Source organism: Candidatus Eisenbacteria bacterium, assembly GCA_016867715.1.
In the GTDB taxonomy this organism is placed as follows: domain Bacteria; phylum Orphanbacterota; class Orphanbacteria; order Orphanbacterales; family Orphanbacteraceae; genus VGIW01.
Window position 1 is genome coordinate 1 of the sequence record VGIW01000114.1, and the last position, 9,315, is coordinate 9,315.

The following is a 9,315-nucleotide window of genomic DNA, read 5'->3' on the forward strand; positions in this document are numbered from 1 at the left end:
TCCGGCGGCCGTCCGGGCAGAGCATGGGATCGATCGCGGCGAAGAGGTCGCCGTAGTCGCGTGGCATGAGCGCGTTCACGCCTTGCAGGTCCTCGATCCCGTATGGAAGGCCGGTATTCGATGGGAGGAGGTATTCCCATGTGAAGCGCGCGACGCGAAATGGTTCTTCCTCATTTGTCAATGCATCAAGGGATTCGTGCGGTGCGAAGAGCGCGCTCGCGGGTTGAGGCGTGTAGTAGGTCCGGGCGAACGTCCACCCGTCCGCGGCGACGACGAGGAGGACCGCGGCGCCCGCGGCTCGTGTCCAGCGCCTCCCTCCGAGGAGCGCGAAGAGAGCCCCCGCTCCGGCCGCGAGGAAGAGCGCGAAGCGCCCGAACCCCCGCCATTCGTGCCGAAGCCACGCGTTGCTTCCTCCCGCGAGAAGACCGCGCGCGACCGGCGAGAGCGCAAGGGGATTTCGTTCCGAACCGCCGAGCTCTCCTTCCACCCGGGCGAGCCGCTCGGACGTCCCCTCGTGGAGGCGCGGACCTCCCCAGTGAAGGGCGGCGGCCCCGATCGGAAGGAGAAGGAGCCACGCGCCGAGGATCCGCGCCGCCGCGCGCGCGCGGCCGCTCTCCAAGCGGCTTCTCACCTCCTCGAAGCCGAAACCGGCGAGGACCGCGATCGAGAAGAGAAAGGGGAACTGCAGCCGGTGAAGACCGCTCGAGAAGCGTGCGAAGGGGAGGAGGCGATAGAAGAGCGAATAGATCGGCCCGGAGAAAGCGAGAAGAAGCGCGGCTGCTGCGAGCGCGGCGAAGAAGCGGACCTCTCGCTTCCTCGAGAGAACGAGCGCCGAGAGGGCGAGAAGAAGCGGAACGACCCCAGCGTATCCGATGAAGCCGAGATCGGACGGATGGGAGAGAGGGCCGTCGAGGGCGGCGAGCCAGAACGTTTCGTCGACCGGATTCCCGAAAAAGTCGGGGAGAAACGGACGGAGGAGGGACCACGGTCCGGGCTTGTGCTCGGCGAGGATGATGGAGAGGGGGACTTCCTTCCGTTCGCTGAGCGATCCGAGCTCCGCCGTGGGAAGGATCTGGAAGAGGACGAGGCCGAACCCGACGAGAACGAGACCGCCGAGCGCGGCGACGCGAACGAAGCGGCGCCTCCTCTCGCCGGCCGGGCTCCCCGCTCCGGCGAAGAGGACGAACGCGGCGAGCGCGAGAAGGCCGTAGAGCATCGTCTGCGGAAACCCGCCGAGAAAGGCGAGCGCGACCGCCGCCGGAAGAAGGCGTCCGCCGCCCCCTTCCAAGAAGCGCTTCGAGAGGAGAAAGAGGAGCGGAATCCAGCAGCCGGTCGCGATGTGGGTCGGGTGGCCGAGGTAGGTCGCGAAGTAGGCGTTGAACACGAAGGCGACCGCGCCGAGAAGAGAGCCGGCCGCGCCGACTCGAAAGCCTCTCAATAATAAATACAAAAACCATCCACCGAGCAAGAGATGGACCGCGACGAAGATCCCCATCGCCCGCCGCGGATCGACCGAATAGAGAAGAAGGTTCAGCGGGTGGAAGACCGCGGATTGAAGATCGGCGAGGTGCGGGGCGCCGCACAAGATGCCGGGATTCCAGAGCGGGATGCGTCCCGCCCGGATCTCCTCTTGGGAGAAGAACCTCCTGGGGAAGTAGGTTTCGGCGGCGTCATCGCGGAAGCTCGGCCGCTGGAGGTCCTCGATCGAGGCGGATGCGCGCCAAGGAAGCCAGCGCAACATGTTGCTCGTTACGAGCGCGCGGTCCCCCAAAAGCGTGTCCCAGAAGAAGAGGAGGAGAAGGACGAGAAGGAACAAGACCGGGAGAAGCTCATCGCGGGCGCGCCGGGGCGTTTCGCGATCGTCGTTCATGAGCGGCGGAGCTCTCTCCAAAGGCCGACCATCTGCGTCATCGTCCGCACAATCTCGCGGACCCGGTAGCGGCTTCCGCCCGACCGGCGGCGGAAGTGCGTCACCCCGACCTGCACGATGCGGAAGCCGGCGCGGCGCGCCTTGAGGAGGACTTCGGCGTCGATGAGGCCGCGCGTCGACCGTAGGGTGATTCGATCGAACACCTCTCTCCGGTACAGCTTGAACCCGCAGTTCACGTCGCGAATCGGAAGACCGAAGAAGAGCTTGAGGGACATATTGTATACCCAGGAGACGACCCGGCGCTCCCATCCGTCCATCCGGCGGATCTTGTAGGCCGAGACGATGTCCGCCTCGCGGATGAGAGGGAGAAGCTTGGAGAGCTCGGCGACGTCGAACTGCAGGTCGCCGTCCGTGTAGAAGATGAGATCGTAGCGCGCCGCGGCGAAACCGCTCCGGAGCGCGATCCCATACCCCTGATTCTTCGGGTGGCGGACGACCCGGATGCGGCGGTTCTCGCGCGCGAGCGCGTCCGCGATCTCGCCGGTCCGGTCGGTCGAGCCGTCGTCGACGATGATCACCTCGTGCTCCGAGGCGAGATCCCGGAGAACGAGGTCCGCCCGGCGGGCGAGCTCCTCCACCGTCTCTTCCTCGTTGCAGGCGGGGAAGAAGAACGAGATCGTCGGCTTGTCGATGTTTCCGCCCACGGTCACTCCGTGATGTACCCCAAGCTCTTCAGGTTCTCTCTCTCCTGCTCGGTGAGCTCGGGGTAGCCCTCCGGCGCCGTCCCTTCGCGCGCGGCGATCCACTCGCGGAGGAGGCGCTCCATCTCCGCCCGCTTCTCAATCGCGTCCTCCGAGCGGTTCTGCTTCTCGGCCGGATCGTCCGAAAGATCGAAGAGCTCGGAGACGTCCGTGCCGTCTTTCGTGATCAGCTTCCAATCGCCGAAACGGACCGTGTGGCGCGGTTCGGTCTTCCACACCTCTTTGGGCGGGAAGACCTCCGCGAAGACCGGAGCGTCTTCCATCGGTTGCTCCTGGAGCGCGGCGGCGAAGGAGCGCCCCTCGATCGCCGAAGGATCGGACGGAATGCCGAGGAGGTCGAGGATCGTGGGGAAGAGATCGATGTTCCGCACGGTCGCGTCGAGGATTCGTTCTTCCCGTGCGATCCCCGGTCCCGAGAGGATGAGCGGGACTTGAAGCGAGGGCTCGTAGAGCATGATGTCGTGCCCGAAGTAACGGTCATGTTCGTAGAGCACCTCTCCGTGGTCGGCGGTGAGAACGACGAGCGTGTTCTCGAGGAGACCAAGATCCTTTAGTCGTGAAAGAACGATCCCCACTTGTTGATCGGTGAACGCGACCTCGCCGGCATACAGGCTTCGAAAGCGCTCTACCTCTTCGTCGGGGAGGTCGATCGCGCCCTCCCAGACCTTCTGGAGCGTCGGCACGTCCGGCTGGAGCGGCGAATCGGGGCTCGGGTCGTGGAGCGCCCGCATCGCGCCCGGCGGCTCGTAGGGCTTGTGCGGATGGAACCAGTGAAGCCAGATGAAGAACGGCTCTTTGGCCTCGAGCCGGAGCCAGTCGAGGACCGCAAGCGTGAGGAGGTCCTCGCCCGCTTCTTCCATCAACCGTTCGGCCCTCTCGCGTCCGTAGTTGTAGCGCTTCCAATAGATGTCGAAGCCCTGCGCGAGCCCGTATTTGTCGTCGAGCACATGGCTCGAGATGAAGGCGCCTGTTTGGTAGCCATGCTCGCGGAGCACTTCGGCGAGCGTTGTGTGCTCGGGCGCGAGGGTATAGCCGTGCGAGAGAACCTTGTGAGTTCGCGGATAGAGTCCGGTGAAGATCGAGGCGTGGGAGGGGAGCGTGATCGGAATCGAGCAGAACGCGTTCGTGAAGAGCGTTCCGCCTCGGGCGAGGCGATCGATCGCCGGCGTGCGCGCGTCCGTTCCTCCGTAGCAGCCGAGCCGGTCCGCGCGAAGCGTGTCCACCGTGATGAGAAGTAGGTTCGCCGGCGCCGTCTCCTTCCCGGCGCACGACGGGAAGAGAAGGACGAGCGCAAAGACGAAGAGAAGCGGCGATCGAAGGGAAGAAACCATCTCGCTCCGTTTCCCCGATGAGCGGCCGCGATTCCGGAAGTCGCCGGGCCGGCGGAAACCCGATTCGCGCGTTGCTTTGAAGCTACAATCGGCTCCCGATAGGGGTCAATGGGAAACCCCGGCTTCATCGGCGCGCCTCTCGATCCGGAAGAGCGGTCCGAAGGGTGCGACATCGAACCTCTCTCGCATTCCTTCTCCGGCATCTTCCGCGAAGACCGGCCCCCGCTCCAGAAGAGAGGGGACCGCGTGTTCGTATTGTCTTCTCGCCATGGCGTGGATCTCGATGTCCGGCCGGATCCCCTCCACAATCTGCACGTAACGAAGGACGGTCGCGCGCCCCCACGGGATGAGGATCTGAGCCCCGTTCGGGAGGTCGGCGAGGAGAAGATCCCTCTCGCGCGCGAGGGTCGGCGCGCTGTGCCGATACCCGCCCTCTGCGCGGGCGGCGGAGACGATCTCCACGCCGTTCCCGAGGGCGAGGACGAGAAGGAGGATCGTTCCCGCGGCGCGGCGCTTGAGAAGAGAGGATGCCGTCCTCCGCAACGCCTCCATCGCAAGAGAGGCGGCGAGGGCGAGAAGGAGAAGCGAAGGGACGAGGAAGTCCTCGAGATCCTCCGTCCGGAAGTTGGAGAAGAAGAGCGTGTTTGCGACGAAGCCCCACGCGAGGAGGATCGCGGGCGCCCGGGGTCCGCCGGCGATCCCCGCGAGGAGCCCGGCGATTCCCGCGCACGCGACGAGCGTCCCGAGCGAAGCACGAACCGTCGCCGGAAACGTCCCCGCGCGCCCGCGCGCCGTTTCCCAGGTCGGGTCGAGCTTCCGCGCCGGACCTTCCCCTAACACTTTATACAAGAATCGATCTTCGAAGGTCTTCCCCGTGCGATCGGCATCCAGGATTCCCATGCGGGTTCGGGTCTCGATCTCGCGGAAGGCGTCGATCGGAGGGTCGGCCCGGTGGCGGATCGGGTGGTGGAGGTAGACACCGAGCGCGATCGGAACGAGGAGAAGCCCGGGCGCGAAGCGCGCCGCCCGGCGGACCGAGCGGAGATGGAGGAGAACGAAGAGAACGTACCCCGGAAGGAAGAGCGCGGTCGAACCGTGGTGCGCGAAGCCGAGAGCGACCGCGTAGACCGCGAAAAGGAGATCCGAAGGCGCGCCGGTTCGTCTCCATCGGAAGAGAAAGAGAAGGGTCGCGGCGAGGAAGAAGAGATGAAGCGCGTACACTTCCGCGACGGTGGAGATGAACCAGAACGGGCGGGCGAAAGCGAGCCCGGCGATCGGCGCGGCGGCCGAGAGAAGGTTGCCGGTGATCTCCCTCGCCGCGAGCGCGAAGAGGAGGAGAGCGGCGGCGCCGAGAAGGGCGGAGAGCAGGTTCATCGTGTGCGCCGGGTCGAGAGGGGAGAGGACGATCGCGATCCGGCCGACCCACGTGTAGAGCGGATAGCCGGTCGCGTGCGCGATCCCGAGCGAAAAGGAAGCCGCGACGAGCTCCGCCGAATCGCTCCCCTCGACGTCCGGACGCGCCGTCGCGAAGAGGAAGAGAAGAGGGATAACGAGAAGGAGGGTCGAGAGAACGAGCTCCGTTCGGGTCGTGGTTCGCTCGGTCATCGCGTCCTCCGAGGCTTCTTCCTACACGATCGGCGCGCGGGTCCCAAGCATTATCGCATGCTCCGCCCGCAGCGGTCCTTGACCCCCTTCCCCTCTTCCCCTACCATCACCGCCACGCGAAGGGATCGTGCGGCGTGACGAAGAACCTGTGGCTACGGACAATCGGGCTTCTCTTCCTCGCTCTCTCCTCGTGCTCCACGAGGGACGAGAACACGCTCGTCGGATCGGATTTCTTCGGCCGGCGCGACTGGGCCGAGCCGGTCGAGGACGGGTCGAAGACGGTGGTCCGCCAGGACACGTTCTTCGAGGCGAGCGTTTTTCCGGGAGGGCAGGAGGACCTTCTCCTCGGCCGGCGGAGGAAGTTCGTCTTCTGGACCGCGGTCTACTTCGACACGCTTCCGAAGGAAAAGGGAGAGATCGTCGAGGCCCGCCTCACCGGCGTCCCCTGGTTCGCGGAAGGGGACGGCGCCGCGCGGATCGATCGCATCAAGAAGACATGGAACGAGACGACCGCGAGCGAGACGCTCGATGTCGCGGTCGGCCCCGACGCTTCGCTCGCCCCTTCCCTCGACGCCGAGATCCCAATCGAATGGGTTCAGAGCTGGATCGATTCATCGGCGGGGAACCACGGGGTTCTTCTTCGGCTTGGGGATGAGGACGAGGCGTTCTTCCGCTTTCCCGCGCGCGAGGCGGACACGACGAGCGCGGGGGAGCGCTTCCGGCTGCGCGTCACGGTCGCCGACACGACCGGCGCGGAATCGACCTATGTCTCCTCGGCGAGGCTCGACCGTTTCTACGCGTTCAAGGTGGAAGCGGGCTCGTACGTCGCGGAGAACATGGGCGCGGACACTCTTCTCGTCGGGATGCGGGAGAGCATGGCAAACCAGATCCTCTTCGATCTTCTCCTTCCCGAGGAGCTCCGCGACGCCGCGGTGAACCGGGCGGAGATCGTCCTCACGCTCGCGCGTCCCCCTTCGGCCGGAGCCGATGCCTTCTCCCTGAGGGCGAGCCGCGTTCTCAACGACACGCTCGTCGCCGATTCGATCGTTGTCGAGAACGCCGTGCTCGGAAGCCGGACGATCGACGCCGGAGCGGTCTCGGGGGATACGGTGGCGATCCCGCTCACGAGCATCGTGCGAAACTGGTTCAGCGAGCGTTTGTGGGATCGAAGGATCGTCGTTCGCTCCTCAATCGAGCGCGCGCGCGATCGTTGCGCGGTCTTCTATTCGACCGAGGCTCCGGATTCGCTTCGGCCTCGGCTCCGGCTCCTCTACACCCCGCTCCGTTCGGAAGACGGATAGCGGGAGGAGACATCGTTGCGCCGTCTCTTCCTCGTGAGCGCTCTTCTTCTCGCCGCCACGATCGCGCGGGCCGATTCGCAGTTCGGCGCGGGCGGGCTCGGCGTCGCGCTCTCCCCGACAAACGCGCGCGCCTGGGCGCTCGGCGGGATCGCGATCGGTCTCGACGATTCGCTCCGACTCTCGCTCGCGAACCCGGCGGCGCCGGCCGGTCTCCGCAGCGTCTCGATGAGCGCCGTCTATCTGGCGGACCGCCGGTCGGCGAGCGACGCGAGGGGCGAGGCGTTCTTCACGAGCAGCGGCATCCCGCTCTTCGAGTTCCTCATCCCGTTCGGCTCCCGGTTCGGGGTCGGGTTCGGCTACGACGTGGAAGGGGATCTCGGGACCGCGCGCACCCGCATCCCGTTCCTTCCCGACGAGGCGCCGGTCGAGCCGCACGCGAGGCACTTCGAGAGGAGCGGCGCGCTCTTCCGGGTCCCGGCCGCCCTCTGCTTCCGGCTGTTCGAGGATCTTCGCGTCGGTTTCCGGCTCGACAATTACTTCTTAAACATCGAAGAAACATACGATCTCGACTTCGACGATTCCTCGATCCGCTCGACGAGGGAGCGGCTCCGGACCGGGTGTTCCGGCGCGGGCGCGACCGCCGGGATTCTCGTCCCGCTCCACGAGCGCCTCCTGGTCGGGTTCGTCTATTCGTCCGGTGCGACGCTCGAAGGGGACCGGGAGCGGATCGGCGCGTCGGGGAGCGTGAGCACCGACCCGGTCGAGATCGGCGTCCCCGAGCGGATGGGGGGCGGTTTCTCCGTGCGTGTCGGCGAGGCGTGGACGGCGGGCGCGGACGTCGTCGTCTCCTCGTGGGAAGAGATCGAGGACACGGTCTTCGCGCTCGGCGGGTATCGGGACGTCGTCGCGTACGCGATCGGCGTCGAGCGCGCGCCGGGAAGGGACGACCCCGCTCTTCTTCGACTCCCCATTCGGGTCGGCTTCCGCGTCGATCCGATCGCCTACCGATCGGAGAACGGCGAGGAGATCTCCCGCTGGATCGCGACGATCGGGTCGGGCATTCCACTCGGAGGCGGCCGCGGGACGTTCGACTTCGGCATCGAGTACGGAAGCATCGGCGACAAGGGATCCGTCGGACTCGAAGAGAGCTACCTGAGAATCCTCGTCGGCTTCACTGGCCAAGAACCCTGGAGAAGGCGAAAGAGCTACGTCGAGTAGCCGCGTGCGCGGAGGGGAGCGGGGAGCGGTGAGCGCTCCCCGGATTTCGGCGATGTCTCTCGGGATTCGTCCCGCGTGTTTCCCTCACTCCGACGCCCGCTTCCGCACCGTTTCCCTTGATCTCGAACGATCGAGGGATATACGATCCGCGTCGCCGGACCGAGCGGGAGTGAGGGCGGAGAGAGCACGGAGGATCGACGGATCCTCCGGGGGATACGCGCGCCCGGACGCGGTCCACGAACCCTCGTGCTCCGCTCGACCGGATCGGCGTGGAGGCGATGCGGTTTCTAGACGGAACTCGGTTCGCGGGTCATAGACGGCGGGCGCTCGCAGACTAACGCTCGCTCCGAACCCGCGGCTGAGATTGAGACGTCTTGTCCGATCGTGAGTTCGCGCCCCGATCCCGCCGCGGGCTTCGTGGACCCTGGCTCCTTCTGCGGGCTTGTGCACGGAGGAAGGAACGGTCGACGAGCCTTTGGGCGAGTGGGGCTTTCTTAGGCCGAGTCAAGATGTTAGAATGAGACAATGATTCAGAAGGTCGTCTACAAGCACGAGCTAGGAGATCCGGCCGAGGCGAGGCGGGATCTGACGTATTGGCTGGAGCGGTCGCCTGAGGAGCGTCTGGCGGCGGTCGAGGCGCTCAGGAGATTGATCGGTGGATGTTCAGCCAGACTTCAGAGAACTGCTTGCGTTGTTCAACAAGCACGGGGTTGAGTATTTGGTCGTCGGGGGCTACGCCCTGGCATTCCACGGGGCTCCGCGCTTCACCGGTGATATGGACCTCCTCGTTCGACCGGACCAGCCGAACGCTGCCCGAATCCTCGACGCGCTGAGCGAGTTTGGGTTCGCTTCTCTGGGCCTTACTGCCGGCGACTTCACGTCTCCGAACCAGGTGATCCAACTGGGTACGCCTCCGGTCCGAGTGGACCTTCTCACATCCCTGACGGGGGTTTCCTGGGAGCAGGCGGCCGCCTCCCGAGTCCTCGGGAACTACGGCGATCTTCCTGTCCACTTCATCGGGCGAGAAGAGTTCATCGCCAATAAGCGCGCGACGGGACGGAAGAAGGACCTTGCGGATCTCGAGGCGCTTGGAGAAGAGTAATATCCCATCGCCGGGAATCTCGCGGACATCTTGCCGATTCGGTCTGCACTCCTCCTCCGACATCGGCGTCGCATGGAGGCTTCGGGTTTCAGGGCGGGCCTACGACATCCCCAATTTCGTAGCCTGG

The 9,315-nt window shown here is 65.7% G+C and carries 7 protein-coding genes; 3 read left to right on the top strand and 4 right to left on the bottom strand.

Annotated elements, in window-relative coordinates; translation table 11 throughout:
- The 4 genes from FJY73_13175 to FJY73_13190 all read right to left on the bottom strand — a co-directional run.
- The coding region (locus FJY73_13175) for a hypothetical protein (GenBank protein MBM3321609.1) at positions 1–1,870 on the bottom strand (1,870 nt) is incomplete at its 3' end.
- Positions 1,867–2,574 (bottom strand): glycosyltransferase family 2 protein, encoded by a 708-nt coding sequence (locus FJY73_13180; protein ID MBM3321610.1) that lies wholly within the window; start codon positions 2,572–2,574, stop codon positions 1,867–1,869. The genes FJY73_13180 and FJY73_13175, both read right to left, overlap by 4 nt.
- Before the next feature lie 2 nt (positions 2,575–2,576).
- Positions 2,577–3,962, bottom strand: a complete 1,386-nt coding sequence (locus FJY73_13185) for a sulfatase (GenBank protein MBM3321611.1) — start codon at positions 3,960–3,962, stop codon at positions 2,577–2,579.
- Positions 3,963–4,067: 105 nt separating this feature from the next.
- The gene (locus FJY73_13190) at positions 4,068–5,567 is read right to left on the bottom strand and encodes a DUF2723 domain-containing protein (protein ID MBM3321612.1); all 1,500 of its coding nucleotides are present in this window, start codon (positions 5,565–5,567) and stop codon (positions 4,068–4,070) included.
- A gap of 134 nt (positions 5,568–5,701) precedes the next feature.
- Between FJY73_13190 and FJY73_13195 the strand changes: the two genes are divergently transcribed.
- The 3 genes from FJY73_13195 (at position 5,702) to FJY73_13205 (ending at position 9,188) form a co-directional block, all read left to right on the top strand.
- On the top strand, positions 5,702–6,868 hold the full coding sequence (locus FJY73_13195; GenBank protein MBM3321613.1) for a hypothetical protein: 1,167 nt from the start codon (positions 5,702–5,704) through the stop codon (positions 6,866–6,868).
- Positions 6,869–6,883: 15 nt separating this feature from the next.
- The gene (locus FJY73_13200) at positions 6,884–8,086 is read left to right on the top strand and encodes a hypothetical protein (GenBank protein ID MBM3321614.1); all 1,203 of its coding nucleotides are present in this window, start codon (positions 6,884–6,886) and stop codon (positions 8,084–8,086) included.
- Positions 8,087–8,741: 655 nt separating this feature from the next.
- A complete protein-coding gene (locus FJY73_13205; protein MBM3321615.1) occupies positions 8,742–9,188 on the top strand; it encodes a hypothetical protein in 447 nt (148 codons plus the stop codon).
- The last annotated feature ends 127 nt before the right edge of the window (positions 9,189–9,315 follow it).